This is a genomic window from Qipengyuania sp. B-5 (assembly GCF_056857815.1).
The window spans coordinates 87,745-108,496 of record NZ_JBSXNU010000045.1 but is presented as its reverse complement, the minus strand read 5'-3'; the positions used below and the strand labels follow the sequence as shown (position 1 = coordinate 108,496).

19 protein-coding genes are annotated in these 20,752 nt (G+C 61.0%); 8 read left to right on the top strand and 11 right to left on the bottom strand.

Annotation, left to right across the window (positions count from 1 at the left end; translation table 11 throughout):
* Nucleotides 1–38 precede the first annotated feature (38 nt).
* Nucleotides 39–704: a nicotinate-nucleotide adenylyltransferase gene (locus AC13CE_RS08070; RefSeq protein WP_482972098.1), complete on the bottom strand. Its 666-nt coding sequence runs from the start codon at nucleotides 702–704 to the stop codon at nucleotides 39–41.
* Nucleotides 705–973: 269 nt separating this feature from the next.
* Here AC13CE_RS08070 and AC13CE_RS08065 point away from each other — a divergent pair, with 269 nt between their 5' ends.
* Both AC13CE_RS08065 and AC13CE_RS08060 read left to right on the top strand, forming a co-directional pair.
* Nucleotides 974–2,134 (top strand): peptidoglycan DD-metalloendopeptidase family protein, encoded by a 1,161-nt coding sequence (locus AC13CE_RS08065; RefSeq protein ID WP_482972097.1) that lies wholly within the window; start codon nucleotides 974–976, stop codon nucleotides 2,132–2,134.
* Between the two features lie 19 nt (nucleotides 2,135–2,153).
* Nucleotides 2,154–2,555, top strand: a complete 402-nt coding sequence (locus tag AC13CE_RS08060) for a bactofilin family protein (RefSeq protein WP_482972096.1) — start codon at nucleotides 2,154–2,156, stop codon at nucleotides 2,553–2,555.
* A 56-nt stretch (nucleotides 2,556–2,611) separates the two neighbouring features.
* Here AC13CE_RS08060 and AC13CE_RS08055 read toward each other — a convergent pair whose 3' ends face one another.
* From AC13CE_RS08055 to AC13CE_RS08035, 5 genes are all read right to left on the bottom strand, one after another.
* Nucleotides 2,612–4,297 (bottom strand): long-chain-fatty-acid--CoA ligase, encoded by a 1,686-nt coding sequence (locus AC13CE_RS08055; protein WP_482972095.1) that lies wholly within the window; start codon nucleotides 4,295–4,297, stop codon nucleotides 2,612–2,614.
* Between the two features lie 91 nt (nucleotides 4,298–4,388).
* Complete coding sequence (locus AC13CE_RS08050; RefSeq protein ID WP_482972094.1) at nucleotides 4,389–5,105, bottom strand: DUF1013 domain-containing protein; 717 nt, start codon at nucleotides 5,103–5,105, stop codon at nucleotides 4,389–4,391.
* A gap of 136 nt (nucleotides 5,106–5,241) precedes the next feature.
* Nucleotides 5,242–6,225, bottom strand: coding sequence for a glycosyltransferase family 4 protein (locus AC13CE_RS08045; protein WP_482972136.1), 984 nt, complete (start codon nucleotides 6,223–6,225; stop codon nucleotides 5,242–5,244).
* Nucleotides 6,226–6,314: 89 nt separating this feature from the next.
* Entirely contained in the window at nucleotides 6,315–7,202 is an 888-nt protein-coding gene (locus AC13CE_RS08040) for a UDP-2,3-diacylglucosamine diphosphatase (RefSeq protein WP_482972093.1), read from the bottom strand.
* Between the two features lie 101 nt (nucleotides 7,203–7,303).
* A complete protein-coding gene (locus AC13CE_RS08035) occupies nucleotides 7,304–8,284 on the bottom strand; it encodes an NAD(P)H-quinone oxidoreductase (RefSeq protein ID WP_482972092.1) in 981 nt (326 codons plus the stop codon).
* Between the two features lie 130 nt (nucleotides 8,285–8,414).
* On the opposite strand from AC13CE_RS08035, the gene AC13CE_RS08030 reads away from it, so the two are divergent.
* The 6 genes from AC13CE_RS08030 to AC13CE_RS08005 all read left to right on the top strand — a co-directional run bounded on the left by AC13CE_RS08030 (nucleotide 8,415) and on the right by AC13CE_RS08005 (nucleotide 16,322).
* Nucleotides 8,415–8,615, top strand: a complete 201-nt coding sequence (locus AC13CE_RS08030) for a DUF1192 domain-containing protein (RefSeq protein WP_482972091.1) — start codon at nucleotides 8,415–8,417, stop codon at nucleotides 8,613–8,615.
* 130 nt (nucleotides 8,616–8,745) lie between these two features.
* The gene (gene clpA, locus AC13CE_RS08025) at nucleotides 8,746–11,139 is read left to right on the top strand and encodes an ATP-dependent Clp protease ATP-binding subunit ClpA (RefSeq protein WP_482972090.1); all 2,394 of its coding nucleotides are present in this window, start codon (nucleotides 8,746–8,748) and stop codon (nucleotides 11,137–11,139) included.
* Nucleotides 11,140–11,266: 127 nt separating this feature from the next.
* Nucleotides 11,267–12,184, top strand: coding sequence for an ABC transporter ATP-binding protein (locus tag AC13CE_RS08020; protein WP_482972089.1), 918 nt, complete (start codon nucleotides 11,267–11,269; stop codon nucleotides 12,182–12,184).
* Nucleotides 12,181–13,668 carry an ABC transporter permease gene (locus AC13CE_RS08015; RefSeq protein WP_482972088.1) on the top strand — a complete coding sequence of 496 codons (1,488 nt, stop codon included), beginning with the start codon at nucleotides 12,181–12,183 and terminating at the stop codon, nucleotides 13,666–13,668. Before AC13CE_RS08020 ends, AC13CE_RS08015 begins: the two co-directional genes overlap by 4 nt.
* Nucleotides 13,669–13,722: 54 nt before the next feature.
* On the top strand, nucleotides 13,723–14,727 hold the full coding sequence (locus AC13CE_RS08010; protein ID WP_482972087.1) for a ligase-associated DNA damage response exonuclease: 1,005 nt from the start codon (nucleotides 13,723–13,725) through the stop codon (nucleotides 14,725–14,727).
* A 2-nt stretch (nucleotides 14,728–14,729) separates the two neighbouring features.
* Nucleotides 14,730–16,322: a cisplatin damage response ATP-dependent DNA ligase gene (locus AC13CE_RS08005; protein WP_482972086.1), complete on the top strand. Its 1,593-nt coding sequence runs from the start codon at nucleotides 14,730–14,732 to the stop codon at nucleotides 16,320–16,322.
* Here the strand turns inward: AC13CE_RS08005 and AC13CE_RS08000 are convergent, their stop codons facing one another.
* From AC13CE_RS08000 to AC13CE_RS07980, 5 genes are read right to left on the bottom strand one after another with little or no spacing between them, the layout of a single operon-like run.
* Nucleotides 16,323–16,889, bottom strand: a complete 567-nt coding sequence (locus tag AC13CE_RS08000) for a gamma carbonic anhydrase family protein (protein ID WP_482972085.1) — start codon at nucleotides 16,887–16,889, stop codon at nucleotides 16,323–16,325.
* On the bottom strand, nucleotides 16,886–17,443 hold the full coding sequence (locus tag AC13CE_RS07995; RefSeq protein WP_482972084.1) for a GNAT family N-acetyltransferase: 558 nt from the start codon (nucleotides 17,441–17,443) through the stop codon (nucleotides 16,886–16,888). Before AC13CE_RS07995 ends, AC13CE_RS08000 begins: the two co-directional genes overlap by 4 nt.
* Entirely contained in the window at nucleotides 17,436–17,987 is a 552-nt protein-coding gene (locus AC13CE_RS07990) for a GNAT family N-acetyltransferase (protein ID WP_482972083.1), read from the bottom strand. The genes AC13CE_RS07995 and AC13CE_RS07990 overlap by 8 nt, the downstream gene beginning before the upstream one ends.
* Nucleotides 17,980–18,978: a porphobilinogen synthase gene (hemB, locus tag AC13CE_RS07985; RefSeq protein WP_482972082.1), complete on the bottom strand. Its 999-nt coding sequence runs from the start codon at nucleotides 18,976–18,978 to the stop codon at nucleotides 17,980–17,982. Before hemB ends, AC13CE_RS07990 begins: the two co-directional genes overlap by 8 nt.
* Nucleotides 18,979–19,015: 37 nt before the next feature.
* Nucleotides 19,016–20,614, bottom strand: a complete 1,599-nt coding sequence (locus AC13CE_RS07980; RefSeq protein ID WP_482972081.1) for a M23 family metallopeptidase — start codon at nucleotides 20,612–20,614, stop codon at nucleotides 19,016–19,018.
* Nucleotides 20,615–20,752 lie beyond the last annotated feature (138 nt).

Here is a 20,752-nt window from a genome sequence, read left to right as displayed (position 1 = left end):
CCTTGAGATAGGGAGTGGAGGGGAAACGGCAACACGCATCATGGCGTGGTCGTTTCCTCCGCCGAGGGTATGAGGCGATGTGTCACCTGATCTCGCCGGGACAAGCCCGTATGGCGCAATGCCCAATCGGGGTCGGCACGGCGGATTGCCGTGGCCGAACGCGGATCGGGATCGAAACGCAATGTCACCAGTGCCGGTGCACTCCATTCGCCCCCATTTGCAAAACTGGCGGATGGCACGCGATAGTGCCTTAACCAGGCCATCGCGGGGCTTGCGATAGCATCGGCATCATAGCCGGGCCGGCCGATGACTGCAATCGGCATGGTGCGGGCAATCGTACGCCAGTCTTTCCAGAGGTGGAATTGAGCAAGATTGTCCGATCCCATCAGCCAGACGAAATCACGCTTGGAATATCGCCTGCGGATAGCGCGCAGCGTATCGACCGTGTATCGCGTTCCCAATTCGCGCTCGATAGCGGTCACTCGGATCGGCGCGCGCTTCGCCTGCGCCATTGCTGCACTTATGCGCGCTGAAAGCGGGGCCATGCCCTTCTTCGGCTTGAGCGGATTTCCGGGCGATACCAACCACCAGACCTCGTCCAGTCCCAGCGCTGCGCGGGCGAAAAGGGAAATCCGCCGGTGCCCTCCATGCGCCGGGTTGAAGCTGCCTCCCAGCAAGCCGATGCGCGTCGCTCGCGAACCCATCGACTTCAATGCTTTCCAGCCCTTCTCATGAAACTCGCCTATCAGTCCCGCGCCTGCGTGTCAGCAAATTGGCAGACTGGTCAATCGAGAGGTAAGGTTAAAGGTGCTGAAACTTTCTGGACTTCGAATTTTTCGAAAATTCCCTGTCTGTGAAACGCTTCACCGCATCCAACGCTCGACTCGTGGATTCTACGGGAACCCGGATTCGATTTTGTTAGGAATCTCCCATACCGACAGTCACAGGGATAAAAGACCAAGGGACGGGTCGTTTGAACAATTCACGCGCCAAGTCAGGCTGGAAAAGCCGTATCGAAAGCTGGTTTCCAGATCGCGAATTCTTCATGCGTTCGGAAGGTACAGTTCGCTTCATTACTATTTCTTCGAGAATCCAGAAGCTTGCAGCATCTATCGTGGTTCTCTTTGGGCTTGTGTGGGCGGCATCGTTGGTCATTGCAGGCTGGGCGCAGTACAGCGCCAGCGCCGACCGAATGAGCCTTCAAAACCGCGAAGCCAGGGTTGCCACTTCGGAGGAGCGCCTCGCCGCTTACGGTGACAATCTTGAGGACGTGAGCGAGGATCTCAATCGTCGCATGGAATTTATCGAAGGCGTTGCAGAACTCCTTCCCGCTGACATGAAAGTCGATACACGCGTCAGCGATTCGAGCGGTGAGACTGCCGCTACGGTCGAAAAGGTCAGCGCCGCGTTTCCCCAGGCCGCCGAACTCGCACGTATCGAAGCACGCCAGCTTGCACTCGTGGAAGGGCTTACCCGCTATGCAGATTGGCGCGCAAAGCGGGCCGCCGCCCGGCTCGAGAAATTCGAGCTCAATCCCGATGCGGTCATTCGTCAGTCCGAACGCCAGGCGATGGGTGGTCCTCTCGAAGGTCTGTCGACAGACAGCGAAGGCAACATCGATCCACGTTTCGAACGCCTCGGTCTGTCTATGGCGCGCATGACAGCGCTCGAAAATGCGCTCGAGGGCGTCCCGCAATTCGCTCCTGCGAACCGCAACATGATCTCCAGCGGGTTCGGTTACCGCCGTGATCCGTTCAACCGTCGTCCGGCCATGCACACGGGTCTCGACTTCCGCGGGAAAACGGGCACACCGATTTTCGCCGCCTCCAAGGGCCGCGTCAGTTTTGTAGGCTGGAAGGGCGGCTATGGCAAAACCGTTGAGATCACTCACGGCAATGGGCTCATGACCCGTTACGCTCACATGTCGCGTTTCGACGCCAAGGTCGGAGATACTGTCATCGCCGGCAAGGTCATCGGCGCGATCGGCAGCACCGGTCGATCCACGGGCCCGCACCTTCATTTCGAGGTCCGCATCAACGGACGGGCCGTCAATCCCCGCACATTCCTGGAGACAGCCCCCAATGTTCTCGAAGAAATCCGCCGAGACCCAAAGCTCGCCGCCAACGGTCAATAACCCAGGACGCAGCGCCCCCATGGCTTCCAAGAATAACTCGACATTTTCCGTCCTCGGTTCGGATCTCACTATCAAGGGCGATATCAAGGCCTCTGCCGATCTCCATATCGACGGCAATGTCGAAGGTGATATCGCCTCCACCAATCTCGTGCAGGGTGAGACCAGCAAGGTAATCGGTGCAGTAGAGGCCGAGAGCGCCCGCCTTGCCGGCACCGTCGAAGGTTCGATTACCGCTCGCGAACTTGTGATCCTCAAGAGCGCGAAGATCACCGGCGACGTCTTCTACGACGCGCTGACCATAGAGCAAGGCGCGCAGGTCGAAGGCCGCTTCGCACATCGCGATCCGAAAAGGAATGCGCCCTCTGCTACCGCTCCGAGAGCGGAAGGCAATGCCAAGCCGGAGCTGCAACTGGCGAACTGATCACATTCGAGTTGAGAGGATGAAGGCCGCTCCCGCCATGCGGGGGCGGCCTTCTCTCATCCCGGAGCCGTTTCAGCCGCCACTTCGGCGCGCAGAGCCTTGCGATCCAGCTTCCCGATCATCGTCTTAGGCAAATCCTCGCGCAAGACGACCTGTTCCACCCGCTCGTGCTTGCCGACGCGGGCATTGAGCCAGGCACGCAACTTCTCGGCCGAAATCTCGGCGTCGGGCTGGAGGACGACATAGGCGTAGGGAGATTCGCCGCGATACGGATCAGGCCGACCGATGACGAGGACTTCCTTGACGGCTTCGTGCTCGAGCAGGACACTCTCGACCTGGCTCGGAAACACCTTGAAGCCGCCTACCGCAATCATATCCTTGATCCGGTCGACTATTTCGAGAAACCCGTCTTCATCCATGGTGGCAACATCGCCGGTGCGTAACCAGCGCTTGCCGTCACGCTCCACAAAGGTCTCGCCATGGGTGTCGGGCCGGTTCCAGTAGCCGCGCATGATCTGGGGGCCATGAACCGCGAGTTCACCGGGCTGGCCTTCCGGAGCCAGCTTGTTCGGGTCCTCCTTGTCGAGCAGAAGTATCTCCGTGCCCATGACGACCTGTCCGATCGTCCCCTTCTTGCGCACTCCCTCGTAAGGATTGGCGGAGACGACCCCCGAACTTTCAGTGAGCCCGTATCCCTCGACGATACGGATGCCCGTTACCTCTTCGAAACGATCGTGCACGGGCGCAGGCATTGGCGCACCGCCCGAGATGCAGACCTTCAGAGATGACACGTCGGCCTTGGCCAGCTTCGGATGGTCCAGCAGCGCCTGAAACATGGTCGGCACCCCGGGAAAGCCGGTGGCTCTGTATCTCTCGATCGTATCCAGAACTTGCGCCGCGTCGAAACGGGGCACCATGGCGATGGACGCGCCGGTTACCATCGCGTGGTTAAGCAGCGCAGTATTGGCGAAAACATGGAAGAACGGCAGTGCTCCCATGAAGATTTCGCTAGCCGGATCCCCGTATGGGTTGAGCCCGGCTACCTGCTGGGCATTGATCGCCAGCTGGGAATGGCCCAGCATCGCGCCCTTGGGGCGCCCGGTGGTGCCGCCCGTATATTGGAGCAGGGCAATGTCCTGCTCCGCATCGATGGATGGGAAGGAAGCGGTTTCTGAGTTCGTGAGCACATCGCTCCACGCCACTACGCTGCTTGAGTATTTCACCTTGGCGATCTTGCTGCGGCCGAGCACCTTCAGCGCCAGTCCCTTATACCAACGTAGCATCGCGGCCAGCGACCCGACGACAAGCGTTTCCAAGCCCGAGGCTTCGAGCACGCTGGCGGCATTCGTGTAAAGTTCCGGGACGTCGAGCGTGACGAGCAGACGCGTGCCCGAATCCTCGACCTGCCAGGCAAGCTCCTCCACCGTGTAGAGGGGGGAGAAGTTCACGACCACGGCGCCCGCCATCATCGCACCATAATAAGCGGAAGCATAAATCGGGACATTGGGCAGGAAGAGACCGACCCGGTCGCCGGGCTCGATCCCCCTCGCCATCAGGCCTGCGGCGAAGCGCTGTGCTTCCAGCTGGATATCTCGATAGCTGTAGCTGCGCCCCAGGAAATGCAGAAATGCTGCGTCAGGTGTCTTCTCCGCCGTCCGGCCAAAAAGATCGGGGAGGCTGGCCACCTGGAACTGCGTGTCCCAGGGCGTGGGATGGTGGTAGGGATAACTATTTACATCCATGTCAATAGCATGGAGAAAAGAGGTATAAACGCAAGCAAAAAGGGCGCGAAAGCACCTGCTTCCCCGCCCTATTACCAGTCAATTTCGTTGCTCAAGCTTCGGAAGTACCCTCTTCGGCCTCTTGTGCGCGCTTAGCCGTCAGCCAGGCTTCGGCCTCGGCTTCCTGCGCGGCTTCCGTCGCAGCCTTTTCGTTCGCATCGCGTTCGGCGCGCAGTTCCTCGATCAGTTTTTCACGATCGCTGCCGCCACCGGCCTGTACGGGGATAGTCTCATCCTCGATACCGGCCTTCTTCGCTGCCTTGGCGACGACCGCATCGAGTTCGCGCTGCGAACACAGGCCGAGAGTCACCGGGTCCTTGGGCTGGATGTTCTGGATGTTCCAGTGGCTACGCTCGCGAATCGCGGTGATCGTGTTTCGCGTCGTCCCGATGAGCTTCGAAATCTGCGCGTCCGAAACCTCCGGATGATTGCGCAGCAGCCAGGCAATGCCGTCGGGCTTGTCCTGCCTCTTGGACACCGGCGTATAGCGTGGGCCCTTCGTGCGGCTTACCGCGACCGGCGCACGTTGCATCTTGAGCCGGTATTCGGGGTCCCGCTGGCCCTTCTCGATTTCTTCTTGCGTCAATTCGCCCGAATGGAGGGGGTCGCGCCCGGTATATTTGCTACCCGCCAGATCATCGGCCATGGCCTGGACCTCGAGAATGTGCAGGCCGCAGAATTCGGCGATCTGTTCGAAGGAAAGCCCCGTATTGTCGACCAGCCAGGTGGCAGTCGCATGCGGCATCAGAGGGGTGGGTTGGTCGGCCATGAAAATGCCTTTGTGTGAAGTCCGGAAATAGAAGGGCCGCCCCTCGCGGAGCGGCCGTTGCGTGCCACATGTAGGCGACGGAGCAGGATTCGGCAAGCAGCTTGGAGCCAGAGACATTTTCACGCTGCGGCAAGGATCAAACCGGGAGTACTTCTCCATCGAGCGCTGCGAGTCCGGAGAGAAATTGGGCCGTTGCCGCCTCCCAGCTGAACTGCGCGCCATAGCCTGAACAGGTTACGGAGTCGCAATAGAGCGCGGCATCGATCGCCCGGTCTAGGTCCTCTGACAATGCTCCGACTTCGTCGGTAACGATATCCCGCGGTCCCGCAACGGGATAGGCCGCCACGGGCGTGCCACAGGCAAGTGCCTCGATCATCACGAGACCGAAGGTATCCGTCCGGCTCGGGAAAACGAAAACATCGGCCCCGGCGTAATATCCTGCCAGCTCGCGCCCCGACTTGCGACCAAGGAAGTGCACTTCGGGATAACGACGGCATAACCGCTCCAGCGCCGGGCCGTCACCGACCACGACCTTGGTACCCGGATGCCGGGCTTCTAGGAAGGCCTCTATATTCTTTTCGACCGAAACGCGCCCGACATATAGCTGGATCGGGCGCGGCATGTCCTCGAATTCGGGCGGCGGCGGCGCTCCGGGATCGAAACAGGCGAGATCCACTCCGCGCGTCCAGTGGTGTAGCTTGCCGAGGCCATGGCGACGCAATTCCTCCCGAATGCTTTCGGTCGCGACCAATACTCGCCGAGCCGGTGCGTGGAACCATTCGATATAGCGCCAGAACCAGCGTGCAGGCAGATGTGTGCGACGGGCAATATATTCGGGAAATTGCGTGTGATAGGCAGTGGTGAACGGCATGCCGCTTCGTGCGCAATAGCGCCGTGCCGCCATCCCCAGCGGACCTTCGGTAGCAATGTGGATCGCGCCCGGCCCAAATTCACGGAGTTTGCGGGCGATGGCGCCCGGCGGACTTAATGCCAGCCGAATTTCGGGATAGGTCGGGCATGGAATAGAGGCGAACTGATCGGGCGAGACCACCATCACCTCGTGACCTTGCTCGCGCAACATGCCGCAGGTTGTCGTAAGGGTCCGCACGACACCATTCATTTGCGGGAGCCATGCGTCGGTCACTATTGCGATGCGCTGAGGCGCCTCCGTGACGGCACGCAGTGGAGCAGTACCCCCGTGGGGCAAGTTCACGCGGCTTCCAGCTCTGCACCAGCGGGCGAGATTTCGCGACGAGCGACCTCTTCGGGCCAGTGGAGCAGTTCCATCGTGCCGTCGAAATGTTCGACCAGAGCGTTGCATCCCTCCACCCAATCTCCATCGTTGTAATAGGAAACCGATTTGCCTTCGTGCATGAACTCCCGAATTTCGGCGGTATGGATGTGGCCACACACCACGCCATCGACGCCCCGCTCGCCGGCGGCACGGGCAACAACCTCTTCATATTTCGAGATAAATTCGACCGCGTTCTTGACCTTGTGTTTTGCCGCCTTGCTGATCGACCAGTAAGGAAGGCCGAGCAGCTTGCGCACGCTGGCCACCCAGCCGTTCAACCTCATCATGGCATGATATAGGGCGTCGCCGACGAAGGCGAGCCAGCGATGGGCAAGCATGATAGTGTCGAATTCATCGCCATGCAGCACCATCAACCGGCGCCCGTCAGCCGTATCGTGGAAGGCGGCCCGGCGAATCTCGACACCGCCGAAGTTCATGCCGGAGAAGGGCCGCACCATCTCGTCGTGATTGCCCGGAATATAGACGATCCGCGTCCCGCGCCGTGCCCGCTTCAGGATGCGCCAGACGATGTCGTTGTGCTCAGGCGGCCAGTAGAACTTCTTCTTGAGCCGCCAGCCGTCGATGATATCGCCGACGAGGTACATCGTCTCGCTGTCGGTATGGTCGAGAAAGTCGATCAGCAGTTCGGCATTGCAGCCCTTCGTACCCAAGTGGACATCGCTGATCCAGATAGTGCGATATTTGCGCCGCTCACCCACTGTACGCTCCGGCACCGATGGCTGTATTGGCGGAAAGCCCGCGACATTGGTAAAGTCGGAAAGGTTTCTGGGCAGTTCGGTCACGGTTCATCCCCCGAAGCTACATTCGGGAAATCCATGGCAGCGAAATGTTACAGGGGATTCTCGTTTCCTTTACGGAACGAAGACTTTGCTACCGTTTGGCGTCACTCCTCCGCACGCACTTCGAGCACGATCTTGCCTATGTGATCGCCGCCTTCCATACGCGTATGGGCGGCCGCGACCTCAGCAAGCGGGAAGATCTCGTCCATGATCGGCGCGATCGTCCTGTCCTCGAACAACGGCCAGGCGTGGGCATGGATTTCGTCGGCTAGTAGAGCCTTGAATTCGTCCGAACGCGGCCGCAGGGTCGAACCGGTAAGCGTCTGCCGCTTGCTCATCAGCTTGGCCATGTTGATTTCGGCCTTCAATCCACCAAGCACGGCGATGGTTACGTGGCGTCCATCGACGGCAAGACAATCGAGATTGCGCTGGACGTAATCGCCCGACACCATGTCAAGGATGACGTCAGCCCCTTTGTTGTCCGTGAAAGCGTTGACCTTCTCGACGAAATCCCCGCTCTTGTAATTGATCGCAAGGTCCGCCCCGAACTCACGTGCCGCGTTGCATTTTTCGTCCGAGCCGGCCGTTGCTACGACCTTGAGATCGAAAGCCTTGGCAAGCTGGATTGCCATCGTGCCGATGCCGGATGTGCCGCCATGCACGAGCAGCGTCTCCCCTTCCCGCGCCCAGCCGCGCTCGAAGACATTGTGCCATACCGTGAAGAGCGTTTCGGGGATTGCTGCGGCGCTTGCCATGTCCATATGCCTCGGCACCGACAGGCAATGTGCGGCATGGGCCAGGCAATATTCGGCATAGCCGCCCCCGCTGACCAGCGCGCAGACGCGGCGATTGAGCATTTCAGGCGTGACGCCCTGCCCGATGGCAACTATCTTTCCGGATACCTCGAGGCCGGGAATTGGCGAAGCACCCGGCGGAGGGGGATAGAAGCCCTGCCGCTGGATCACGTCGGGCCGGTTCACCCCCGCATGGCTGACTTCGATCAGGACCTGACCCTCGCCCGGCTCAGGCACGGCGAGTTCTTCCGGGCGGAAAACATCGGGGCCGCCTGGATTATCATAACCCATTGCAGTCATGGTCGAAGGTAAGTCAGTTGCCAAAAGTGCCCCCCTATAGCCTGACGCCATAGTCAATCGAACGGTGCATTACCGTGGGGAATTGTTGACAGCAACCGGAGAGCGGTGGATTGTATTGCCCATGGAAGACGATGATCGTCCCAGGCTTAGAGGCGATGCAGCGAGCAAGCTCGCAAGCGAAGATCTCGGCCCCTATTCTCAGGACGAGCTTCAGGAACGGATCGAATTGCTCGAGACCGAGATTGCCCGAGTGGAATCGCACCGCCTCAAGGCCGTGGCACATCGGGACGCTGCCGAATCCCTGTTCGGGCGAAAAGAGTAGCAACAGTGCGGGACCTTCAAACCTGCCGTTTCGCCACCATATCTTCGGAACATACAGCTTTGGCTAACCTTCGAACGGTAGCCTGTCTCTACTTCGCAATGCTGCGAGTCCTTTGGAAAGCAGAAACCTGATGCCCAGTTTTGCCGCCAACCTCGAAAAGACCCTCCACGCCGCGCTTACTGATGCGGCCGAGCGGCGTCACGAATACGCCACGCTGGAACACCTGCTGCTTTCGCTGATCGGCGACGAGGACGCTGCACAGGTCATGGCTGCATGCGGTGTCGATACCGATGAGCTGGCGGCGGTCGTAAAACAGTATCTCGAGCAGGAATACCAGTCGCTCAAGAGCGAGGAAGGGGCAGATCCGCAGCCAACTGCGGGGTTTCAGCGCGTGATCCAGCGCGCCATCCTGCATGTCCAGTCATCCGGCAAGGATACCGTCACCGGCGCCAATGTGCTGGTGGCGCTGTTTTCGGAACGTGACAGCTATGCTGTCTATTTCCTGCAGCAGCAGGATATGAGCCGTCTCGATGCTGTGAGCTACATCAGCCATGGCATTGGCAAGGGCGGAAAGCAGGTCGACAGCAAGCCGCCGCAAGGGGCGGACGAAGAACAGGCCAGCGAGCCGGGTGCCGAAAGCGGCAAACCGGGCGACAAGAAGGAAACCGCGCTCGACCAGTTTACCGTCAATCTCAACCAGAAGGCGGAGGACGGCAAGGTCGATCCCTTGATCGGTCGAGGACCCGAGGTGGATCGCACTGTGCAGATCCTGTGCCGCCGCTCCAAGAACAACCCGCTTTATGTCGGCGATCCGGGCGTCGGAAAGACCGCGATTGCGGAAGGCCTTGCGCGCAAGATTGTCGAAGGCGACGTCCCCGAAGTGCTCGAAGACGCCGTCATCTACTCGCTGGATATGGGTGCACTGCTCGCCGGGACGCGTTATCGCGGCGATTTCGAGGAGCGTCTCAAGCAGGTCGTGAACGAACTCGAAGGCATGCCCGACGCCGTTCTTTTCATCGATGAAATACATACGGTGATCGGGGCAGGCGCGACCAGCGGCGGGGCGATGGACGCCTCGAACCTGCTCAAGCCGGCGCTCTCTTCCGGCAGCATCCGCTGCATCGGATCGACCACCTACAAGGAATTCCGCAACCACTTCGAGAAGGACCGCGCCCTGCTGCGCCGTTTCCAGAAAATCGACGTCAACGAACCGACGATCGAGGACACGGTTGCCATTCTGAAGGGTCTGCGCAGCGCCTTCGAAGAGCATCACAAGGTCAAGTACACGCCTGATGCGCTCAAAACCGCGGTCGAACTGTCGGCGCGCTATATCAACGACCGCAAGCTGCCAGACAAAGCGATCGACGTGATCGATGAGGTTGGCGCGATGCAGATGCTGGTCCCGCCAAGCCGCCGCAAGAAGAAGATTACCTCGAAGGAGATCGAAGCGGTAATCGCCACCATGGCGCGCATTCCGCCCAAATCGGTGTCGAGCGACGACAAGAAGGCACTCCAGAATCTCGATCGTGACCTGAAGCATGTCGTTTTCGGACAGGATGCCGCCGTCGACAAGCTTTCGACCGCGATGAAGCTCAGCCGCGCTGGCCTTCGCGATCCGGACAAACCCATCGGCTCATTCCTGTTCAGCGGGCCCACCGGCGTCGGCAAGACCGAAGTCGCCCGCCAGCTCGCCTCGATCATGGGGATCGAGCTCAAGCGCTTCGACATGTCCGAATATATGGAGCGCCACAGCGTCTCGCGCCTGATCGGTGCGCCTCCCGGCTATGTCGGATACGATCAGGGCGGCTTGCTGACCGATGCGATCGACCAGAACCCGCATTGCGTGCTGCTGCTCGACGAAATCGAAAAGGCGCATCCGGACCTGTTCAACATCCTGTTGCAGGTAATGGATAACGGACGTCTGACCGACCATCACGGCAAAACGGTGGATTTTCGGAACGTGGTGCTGATCATGACCACCAATGCCGGCGCGTCCGACATGGCCAAGCAGGGTATCGGCTTCGGCGACGTGTCGAAGGAAGATGCGAGCGAGGAAGCCGTGAAGCGCATGTTCACGCCGGAGTTCCGCAACCGTCTCGATGCGATCGTGCCGTTCGCCTATCTCGGAAAGTCCACCGTCGCCCGGGTGGTCGACAAGTTCATCCTCCAGCTCGAATTGCAGCTGGCCGAACAGAATGTCGACATCCAGTTTGACAAGGAAAGCCGCGCCTGGCTGGCCGACAAAGGCTATGACAGGCTCTATGGTGCGCGTCCGATGGGCCGTCTCATCCAGGAAAAGATCAAACAGCCGCTGGCCGAGGAATTGCTGTTCGGCAAGCTGGCCGATGGGGGTGAGGTTGCGGTGACGATGAAGGACGGAAAACCTTCTTTCGAACTCACCCCTTCCCCTCCCAAGGCCAAACCGAAGCCCAAGAAGAAGCCGGCGTCAAAAAAGAAAGTGTCTCCGAAAAAGCCCGAGGCCGACGCCAGCGAAGGCAAGGATGCAAGCGAAGGTGAAAGCTGAAGTTCGCGAGGCTAGAATTCGAGAGGGGTCGACGCAAGTCGGCCCCTTTTGCATTCTCGTCGGTCTATGCCTTGCCCCCTTGTAGATCAGGCCATAGTTTCAACGCTCTGCCGGGCCGGGGAATTTCATGGCAATTCTGGAAGTATCCAATCTCGTCAAACGCTTCGACGATATACTGGCCGTGGACGATCTGTCTTTTTCGGTCGCACCTGGCGAAATCTTCGGCTTTCTCGGCGGGAACGGCGCGGGCAAGACGACGACGCTGAGAATGGTGCTCGACATCATCCGTCCGACTTCGGGCACCATATCCGTTCTTGGCGGTGCGCCTGATCGGCGGCAGGCGGGTGCAATCGGCTTCCTGCCGGAAGAACGCGGTCTCTATTCGGGCATGAGTGCGATCGATACCATTGTCTACTTCGGCCGGCTCAAGGGAATGAACTTCGGACTGGCAAAGTCGCGCGGGATGGAATTGCTTGAGCGCTTCGATCTGGCCGATCGGGCCAAGAGCGACATCGGCGACATGTCGAAGGGGATGGCGCAAAAGGTTCAACTGGCCACTTCGCTGGTCAACGATCCCGAGTTGCTGATGCTCGATGAACCGTTTTCCGGGCTGGATCCGGTCAACCAGGGTTTGCTCGAAAACGAGATCCTTCGCGCATCCGAGCGCGGTGCCGCCGTAATATTTTCCACTCATGTCATGCAGCACGCCGAACGCCTTTGCGACCGGCTGCTCTTGCTGCGCAAGGGACGTAAACGTTTCGAAGGCACGCTGGAGCAAGCCCGCGCGCAATTGCCCGTAAGTCTTATCGCCGTATCCAGACATGATCCCAGCACCATCCCAGGCGTTGCCTCAGCCCGCCCTAATGGCACGACCTACGATGGCTGGCAGGAATGGGACGTAAAGCTCGATCCGGGCGTCGCGCCGGGAAGCGTGCTAGAACATTGCACGGCGAACGGCATAGGTCTGCGTCGCTGGGATGAACGCCATGCGAGTCTCCACGATGTCTTCGTCGAGCTTGTGGGCGGTGAGGGCGTGGAGCAATGATGAACAATATTCTCCTCGTTGCCCGCCGCGAGATTCGCCAGATTCTGGCAATGAAGAGCTTCTGGCTGACGCTGTTGATCCTGCCTCTCGCGCTTGCACTCGGCCCTATCCTGGGGGAATCGCTCGACGATAACGAGCCGACCCGGGTGGTGGTGGTGGATCGCTCCGGCGGTGCAGCAGCTGCAGCGCTCGAAGCCCGTTTTGCCGAAGATCACGACCGCGATGTCCTTCGTAGCCTGTCTCGCTATGTCCAGCGCTACGAACTCGAAAGCGCCGATCCGGCTGCACCCTGGACACAGCACGACCGGTGGTACACCGCCGCCGATATCGACGCATTCCGGGCTATTGGCGGAGTCGAAGCTGCGCTGAAAAGTATCGATGCGGTGCGACCCGAAGGTGTCCCCGAATTCGAACCAGATGCTCGCGAATATACCTTCCTTCCCGTTCCGGACGAACTCATCGGCCAAGATGGTGAAGCCTTCGCCGACGCAGCGCAGACCTTGTTCGACAGCGACGCAGAGGACGCGCCCGAAGTGATCGTGCGGGTCGGTGAGAATTATCCCGCCGATCCGAGGATCGGGCTCTATTCGGCCAACCAGCCGCGCTCGAGCTTCGTTACTGCCCTGCAGGAAACCCTTACCGGTGACTTGCGCACACGCCTGCTTGCCGAACGCGGAATTTCCAGTGCGGAAGCCGCAGCGATCCAGGCGGCGGCTCCAGCGATCGAAGTCACCACTCCGCCACCGGGGGACGGCGCGCGCGAGGCGCTGCTGGTGCGTTCGATAGTCCCGCTGGCACTCGCCTATATCCTGATGATGAGCCTGATGCTCTCTGGAAGCTGGATGTTGCAGGGATCGGTGGAAGAACGCTCGAACAAGCTCCTGGAATCACTGCTCGCCTGCATCCGACCCGAAGAGCTGATGTACGGCAAGCTCCTCGGCGGCCTCAGCGTGGGTCTGCTGATGATCGCCGTCTGGGCAGGCTGTGCCGGCATTGCAGCTTACGCCACGCAGGGCGTGATCGCGGATATGATCCGGCCCGCGCTCGAGCCGGTATCTTCACCCGGTATAATCCTTGCGATCCTCTATTTTTTCATCGCCGGATATATCCTGATTTCGGCCATTTTCGTCGCGATCGGCGCAATGGTGGATTCGATGAGCGAAGCGCAGGGTTACCTCATGCCGGTATTGCTCGCGATCCTGCTCCCGATCACCTTTCTGTTGCAGGCCATTCTGGCAGGCAAGGAAGGGCTGCTTGTACAGGTTCTTACCTGGGTGCCGCTATGGACACCCTTCGCTGTACTGGCTCGATTGGGTATGGGAATCGAGACCTGGGTGCTGGTCGGGACCGGCATCCTGCTCGCGGCCGCCATTGCGCTGGAGCTGGTATTCCTCGGTCGCCTCTTCCGGGCTAGCCTGCTGGCGTCTGGACAGAAGTTGTCAATCAAGCGCTTGATCGAGCGGTTCAGCGCACAGAAACAGTAGACGTCCCTTCGAGATGGCGGGAACGCACGGCGGGCTTTTACACTTCACATAGCAATGGCCGCGCCCTTCTCCTGGATCAAACCCGAACCGCATGGGATCTATATCGAGCCCGCCGATTGCTGGATCGATCCCTCCCGCGCCGTGGGCCAGGCGCTGGTGACGCATGGTCATGCCGATCATGCGCGCGGAGGCCACGGCCGGACGGTCGCGACATCCGCAACTCTCGCGATCATGGACCTGCGCTACAATACCCGCGCAGGCGCAACGCCTGTCGAATATGGCGAGACAATCCGGCTCAAGGGCGGCGTAGATGCGACATATATTCCGGCGGGCCATGTTCTCGGCAGCGCGCAGATCCTGCTCGAACATGCTGGCGAGCGCGTGATCGTTACCGGTGATTACAAGCGCCGCGCCGATCCCACCTGCCCGCCCTTCGAAGTGACCGCCTGCGATATTTTTATCACCGAGGCGACCTTCGGCCTTCCGGTATTTTGCCACCCTCCGATCGAGGAGGAGATGACGAAGCTGCTGGATCGGCTCGCCGCCCATCCAGACCGGTGCGTTCTGCTCGGCGCTTATGCTCTGGGCAAGGCGCAGCGCGTAATCGCCGAATTGCGCGCGGCGGGCCACACCCAGCCGATCTATCTCCACGGCGCAATGGAGAAGATGTGCCGCCTTTACGAAGAGCACGGTGTCGACCTGGGCGAGCTGCGTCTGGTGATGGACTATTCCAAGGAGGATATCCGCGGGCATATCGTGATCTGCCCGCCAAGCGCGCTCAACGACCGCTGGAGTCGGCGTCTCCCCGATCCGGTCACCGCCATGGCGAGCGGGTGGATGCGCGTGCGGCAACGTGCCCGCCAGCGTAACGTCGAGCTGCCGCTGGTGATCTCCGACCATGCCGACTGGGGCGAGTTGACCCGCACGATCAAGGAGGTCGATGCGCAGGAGAACTGGATCACCCACGGGCGCGAGGATGCGCTGCTGCGCTGGTGTCAGCTTCACCAGCGCCGTGCCCGGGCCCTGGCCCTTGTCGGCTATGAAGACGAGGACGACTAGCGGTGGAAGAATTCGCCGCCCTGATCGATGCGCTGGTCTACACGCGCAGCCGGAACGAGAAGCTTCGGCTCATCTCCGAATATCTCCGTGCAACACCCGATCCCGACCGGGGCTGGGCCTTGGCGGCGCTATCGGACGGGCTCGATTTTCCTGCGGTTAAAAGCTCGACAATCCGCAACTTGCTCAAGGAACGCGTCGATCCGGTGCTGTGGACGCTGAGCCGCGATTTCGTGGGAGACACTGCCGAGACGGCAAGCCTGCTCTGGCCCGCACCGGATACGCCGCCTGCCCCGCCTTCCGTTAGCGAAGCGGTGGAGATTCTCACTGCAATGAACCGCAAGACGGTCGTAACAGAACTGCCTAAGCTGCTGGACCGGCTCGATTCCTCCGGACGTTACGCCCTGCTCAAGTTCGCCACGGGAGGTATGCGGATCGGGGTTTCCTCCCGGCTCGCCAAGACTGCCTTCGCACAGGCTTTCGAAGTCTCGGTGGATGAGGTGGAGGAATACTGGCACGGCCTTGCACCGCCCTATGCCGAACTCTTCGCCTGGGCTGCCGGGGGCGATGCTCCGCCCGATATCGAGAATCTCCCTACCTTCCGACCCTTCATGCTGGCGCATCCGCTGGAAGAAGCAGTGGTCGATCTGGCCGACTACGCCGCGGAATGGAAATGGGACGGGATCAGGGTGCAACTGGTCCGCGCGGGCGGTGAAACGCGGCTGTTTTCGCGGTCCGGGGACGATATTTCGGCGACCTTTCCGGAATTTCTCGGCATTCTTCCCATGAATGCGGTGGTCGATGGCGAGTTGCTGGTACGCGGCAACACCCAGGGCGGAGAGGCAGGCGGGGCAGCAAGTTTCAACGCGCTCCAGCAGCGGCTCGGACGCAAGACCGTTTCGAATAAGATGCTGAATGATTATCCCGCATTCATAAGGCTTTACGATGTGCTCTTGCTCGAAGGGGAAGATATGCGTCCCCGCCCTTGGACCGAGCGGCGCGGACAGCTCGAGGCGCTGGCGTCACGCCTTCCCGATTCGCATTTCGATATCAGCTCCGTGGTCGAAGCTACTGATTTCGAACATCTTTCGAAGATTCGCGAGGGCAGCCGCGATGACGCCATCGAAGGGCTGATGCTCAAGCGCAGGGACAGCCCCTATATCGCCGGGCGGCGCGTCGGATACTGGTACAAATGGAAGCGCGATCCGCTGCTGGTCGATTGCGTACTGATGTATGCACAGCGGGGGAGCGGCAAACGATCGAGCTTCTTTTCCGATTACACCTTCGGCTGCTGGGATGGCGATCCCGATCAGGGTGCAGACCTGCTGCCGGTGGGCAAGGCCTATTCGGGCTTTACCGATGAGGAATTGAAGAAACTCGACCGCCATGTGCGGAGCAATACGGTCAACCGCTTCGGCCCGGTGCGTGAAACCGACAAGAGCCTTGTCTTCGAAGTTGCATTCGACAGCGTTCACGAGAGCAAGCGGCACAAGTCCGGCCTCGCCATGCGATTCCCGCGTATTCACCGGATACGCTGGGACAAACCGCCGCACGAAGCGGACCGGATCGAAGCCCTGCGTGCCCTGATCGCGGGCTGATCAGCCCAGCGCCTCGTTCACCGCTGCGGAGTGGTGCTTCGCGTTTTCCGCGTAATGGGCCACACCCATGCGCATGCCCGCTACGGCGGCATCGTCGAGATCGCGCATCTTGCGGGCTGGACGGCCGCCCCAAAGCTCGCGTTCGCCCATCACCTTGCCTTCCGTAAGCATGGCGCCCGCCGCCAGCATGGCGTCACTACCGATCACCGCCTTGTTCATAGCGATTGCGCCGAGACCGACGAAGCCGCGATCCTGGATCACGCAGCCGTGGATCATCGCCATGTGACCGATCAACACATCGTCTCCGATCAGGAGCGGGCTGCCTTCCGGATCGCCCGGGCGCGGCGGATCGCAGTGGAGTACGCTACCGTCCTGAACATTGGTCCGCTCGCCAATCACTATGCGGCTGACGTCGGCCCGCAGCACGCAATTGTACCAGATGGAGCTTTCCGCACCGATCGTGACATCGCCGACGATGGTGCAGCCGGGCGCGATGAAGGCGCTTTCGTGGATTTTCGGCGTCTTGCCGTGGATGGGGACGATGTTCACACCGGGGCGGCTCGTCATGAATGGCTCTCCCATTGCTCTTGCGTGAGCGAGTACTGGATGACCGGATTGTCCTCCTGCGGATAGTCCGGGTCTTCGAAATCCAGGTCTTCGCGGCGCACCATGCCGAGTTTTTCCATCAGCTTCCAGCTTGGCACATTCGCCTTGCTGGTGAGCGCCACGACATGGGGCGCTCCGACACGGCCGAACGCCCAGTCGATCACAGCGCGGATCGCCTCTTCGGCGTATCCAAGCCGCCAGCGGTCTTCGCGCACCAGCCAGCCGATCTCGTGCTCTCCCTGATTCGGGGCGTGGGGATTGTCGACCAGCTTTATCCCCGCATGGCCGACCATTTCGCCGGTGGCCTTTTCGATCAGGAAGAGGAAACTGAAACCGCGCTGCGCGTAAAGCTGCATGCTCTTGGCGTGCTTCGCTTCGATTTCGTGCAATTCCTTCGGTCCGCCAAGCCGAGCCATGACCGTGGGGGTGTTCAGCAGCCGCATCTGCTCCACGGCGTCACCCTCGTCGATGGTGCGCAGGATCAGGCGATCGGTTTCGGCGATAATGTCAACCATCACGCCCCAGCCATTTTGCCCGCTCGATCGCATAGACGATGATTGTATCGTCGCCGAATTCGGAGTTGGCGAAATCGAGATCCTCGCGCCGTTCCATGCCGAGCCGCTTCATGAGACCCCAGCTTCCCATGTTGGGCTGGACCGTCAGGGCAATTACTCGCTCAGCCCCGAAACGTTCGAAGGCGAGTTCGAGCGAGGCGACCGCCGCCTCCTTGGCATAGCCCTGGCCCCAGGCATCTTCGCGCAAGCGCCAGCCGACTTCCATTTCGCCAAGCGGACCGCCCTGCTGGTTGCACCGTTTGAGCCCGCAAAAGCCGAGGATGAGGCCATCTTCCTTGCGTTCCACCACCCAGAAAGTGTGTCCGTAATCGCGTTGATAGGACGCGATTCTTTCCTGCACTGCCTGACGCTTGGCGTCATCGCATATGCCGCCGAGCCACTCCATGACGGCAGGCGTGTTGGTTGCCTGCCAGAACGGGTCCCAATCCTCTTCGCGCCAGTGGCGCAGGATCAGCCGTTCGGTTTCGCAGCGAAATTCAGCCATTGAGGACTCGCGCGGCAACCGGCGCGTGATAGGTGAGGATGCCCGAGCATCCGGCGCGCTTGAAGGCGATCAGCTTTTCCATCAGCAGCGACTCGCGCTCCGCCACGCCAGCGGCCGCACCTGCTTCGATCAGGGCATATTCGCCGCTCACCTGATAGGCGAAGACTGGCACTCCGAATTGCTGCCTGGCGCGCCAGATCACGTCGAGATAGGCGAGCCCCGGCTTGACCATCACGCTATCGGCCCCCTCGGCGATATCGAGTGCTATTTCTCGCAGGGCCTCATCACCATTGGCGGGATCCATCTGATAGCTCTTCTTGTCGCCCTTGAGCAGGCCTCCCGAACCCACGGCGTCGCGGAAGGGGCCGTAGAAGGCGGAAGCGTATTTGGCGGAATAGGCCATGATCTGGACATTGGGGTGGCCCTCCATCTCCAAGGCCATGCGGATGGCTTTTACGCGGCCATCCATCATGTCCGACGGGGCAATGATATCCGCGCCGGCCGCCGCCTGGTTTACCGCCTGGTCGACGAGGACCGCGACGGTTTCATCATTGAGAACATAGCCTTGCGCATCGACCAACCCATCCTGCCCATGGCTGGTGTAGGGATCGAGCGCGACATCGGTGAGGATGCCGATGTCGTTTCCGCAGGCGTCGCGTACAGCCTTTATGGCGCGGCACATCAGATTGTCGGGGTTGAAAGCCTCGTCACCCTTCTCGCTGCGCTTCTCCGGAGGAGTATTGGGGAACAAGGCTATACACGGAATGCCGAGTTCCACGGCTTCCTTCGCGCGCTTCGCAATACCGTCGATCGACCAGCGCGAAACCCCGGGGAGACTGTCGACCGGCTCTTCCACATCCGCACCACTGGTAACGAAAAGCGGCCAGATCAGGTCGGCGGGAGTCAGCACGGTTTCGCGGTGCATCGCCCGGCTCCAGGCATGGGCTCGGCTGCGGCGGAGGCGCGTGGCGGGATATGCGGCGTCGGTCATGCGGCGAAGCCTTGCCGCAAAGCGGAAAGCTTATCAATCAGCCGATGGGCCGAGGCCTGTCGAGCTTGTCGATCTCACGCTCGGGCTCTTCCGAGGCGGCCTCGTCGGCGGTGGGGGCCAGATCTGCCAGCGCGGCGCCCTCCTCGACATCGCGCAGCGCACTCAGGGCCGAGCGAAAACGCTCTAGCTCGGCTCCCGATAGCTGCTTGCGTGTGACGAAGCTCACCGATGCCGGATTGATGGCCCGTCCGCCACGATACATTTCATAATGGAGGTGGGGTCCGGTAGAGAGACCGGTGGACCCGACGTAGCCGATCACCTGGCCCCGACGTACGCTGGCGCCGCGATTCACCGCCACCCGGCTCATGTGGCAGTAGCGGGTGTCGACGCCATTTGCATGACGGATGCGAACCGCATTGCCGCAGCCGCCCATCCGCCCCGCACCGGTAACGCGCCCGTCGGTCACTGCGACGATCGGCGTACCGTAGCTGGCCTTGAAATCGACGCCCGAATGCATGCGCCTGTAACCGAGGATCGGGTGGCGGCGCATGCCGAAGCTCGAACTCATCCGGCCCGGGACGGGTGCCACCAGCCCGCCGCGTTCTTCACCGGTGCCGTCCGCATCGAAGAAATCGCCTTCGCTACCCCAGCGCATCAGCTGCACAGCTCCGCGCGAGCCCCGTTCGAGCCCGGCGAACAGCAGCTGTCCCGCCTGGCGTTCGCCGGTCGCGGCGCGGCGGTGGGCGACGATGATGTCGAAAGTGTCGGTCGCGCGAACGTCGCGCTGAACGTCGAGCTGCTCGCCAAGCGCCTTGAGGTAGGCCTGAACGGCGCTGGTCGGTGCGCCCGCCGCACGGGCGGAGCGATAAAGGCTGTCCCCGACTGTGCCGCGGATGCGAAGCGGGGTCTCGTCCACGCGAATAATCCGCCGGGTGAGATTGAGTGGACCCGTCTCATCCAGCCGATCGACTTTAAGTTCGAGATCGAACCGCGCGCGAAAACTCAGTTTTTCGAGCGGGCGCGTGGCGCCGGGTTCGGGCCGGCGGCCGAGCGTGATATCGATCTGCGTGCCCGGCTCGAGCTCTTCGAGCGGCACGGCGCTGGAGATCAATGACGTCACGAGGTCGGCTTCGTCGCCCCCCAATCCGGCCCGGCGCAGGGTTCGATCAAGGCTGTCCCCTCGCCCAAGTGTAGCCAGCATCTCCAGCTGGGGTCGTTCTGGCGCCTCGGCGAGCGGTCGGACAAGATCGGTCGGCCCCATCCTGCGCCCCGAATCGGCACCGAGGCCGAGGGGCATGATCATCTGGCTGCGGTACTCGCTGCGGATGGACGCATCCTTGGGCAGGGGCGAGGCCGCTTCCAGCGGCGCGAAATCGGGCCAGAAGGCAAGCGCCACGACGGATAAGCCAACGAATGTCCCCAATCCACGAAACCAGCGCTTAGAGCCGATGTCGGCGCCGAGATCTGGCGCGATGTCGAAGGCTTCTATGTGGCGGTACACCTTGTCGCGCAGGCTGGAGAACGATGCGGAATGCTTGTTGCCAGCGCCCGCACCCGCCGCCGTGGAATCCGCATGTGCGGATTCCGGACCGGCCAAAGCAAAATGCAACTGTTCGTCGTTCTGGCGCTCGGCCAAGACGTACCCTCCGTTTGCGGCCTCGGCGCAAAGAAAACGCGCAAGTCCCCTATCCAATCGACCCGATGCGCTGAAATCATGCAATATCAAAGTAAAGATGCGATTAACCTTCGACAAGCCGATTCCTGACTGCGACAA

What these genes read in the sequence shown, in the direction of transcription:
- AC13CE_RS08045 (WP_482972136.1), bottom strand. Translation starts at nt 6,225, where the DNA reads ATGAATGGTGTCGTGCGGACCCTTACGACAACCTGCGGCATGTTGCGC.
- AC13CE_RS08050 (WP_482972094.1), bottom strand. Translation starts at nt 5,105, where the DNA reads ATGGCCGACCAACCCACCCCTCTGATGCCGCATGCGACTGCCACCTGG.
- hemB (WP_482972082.1), bottom strand. Translation starts at nt 18,978, where the DNA reads ATGACCGACGCCGCATATCCCGCCACGCGCCTCCGCCGCAGCCGAGCC.
- AC13CE_RS08000 (WP_482972085.1), bottom strand. Translation starts at nt 16,889, where the DNA reads ATGACGAGCCGCCCCGGTGTGAACATCGTCCCCATCCACGGCAAGACG.
- AC13CE_RS07990 (WP_482972083.1), bottom strand. Translation starts at nt 17,987, where the DNA reads ATGGCTGAATTTCGCTGCGAAACCGAACGGCTGATCCTGCGCCACTGG.
- AC13CE_RS08035 (WP_482972092.1), bottom strand. Translation starts at nt 8,284, where the DNA reads ATGGGTTATGATAATCCAGGCGGCCCCGATGTTTTCCGCCCGGAAGAA.
- AC13CE_RS08010 (WP_482972087.1), top strand. Translation starts at nt 13,723, where the DNA reads ATGGCCGCGCCCTTCTCCTGGATCAAACCCGAACCGCATGGGATCTAT.
- AC13CE_RS08030 (WP_482972091.1), top strand. Translation starts at nt 8,415, where the DNA reads ATGGAAGACGATGATCGTCCCAGGCTTAGAGGCGATGCAGCGAGCAAG.
- AC13CE_RS08015 (WP_482972088.1), top strand. Translation starts at nt 12,181, where the DNA reads ATGATGAACAATATTCTCCTCGTTGCCCGCCGCGAGATTCGCCAGATT.
- AC13CE_RS08020 (WP_482972089.1), top strand. Translation starts at nt 11,267, where the DNA reads ATGGCAATTCTGGAAGTATCCAATCTCGTCAAACGCTTCGACGATATA.
- clpA (WP_482972090.1), top strand. Translation starts at nt 8,746, where the DNA reads ATGCCCAGTTTTGCCGCCAACCTCGAAAAGACCCTCCACGCCGCGCTT.
- AC13CE_RS08055 (WP_482972095.1), bottom strand. Translation starts at nt 4,297, where the DNA reads ATGGATGTAAATAGTTATCCCTACCACCATCCCACGCCCTGGGACACG.
- AC13CE_RS07995 (WP_482972084.1), bottom strand. Translation starts at nt 17,443, where the DNA reads ATGGTTGACATTATCGCCGAAACCGATCGCCTGATCCTGCGCACCATC.
- AC13CE_RS08070 (WP_482972098.1), bottom strand. Translation starts at nt 704, where the DNA reads ATGGGTTCGCGAGCGACGCGCATCGGCTTGCTGGGAGGCAGCTTCAAC.
- AC13CE_RS08060 (WP_482972096.1), top strand. Translation starts at nt 2,154, where the DNA reads ATGGCTTCCAAGAATAACTCGACATTTTCCGTCCTCGGTTCGGATCTC.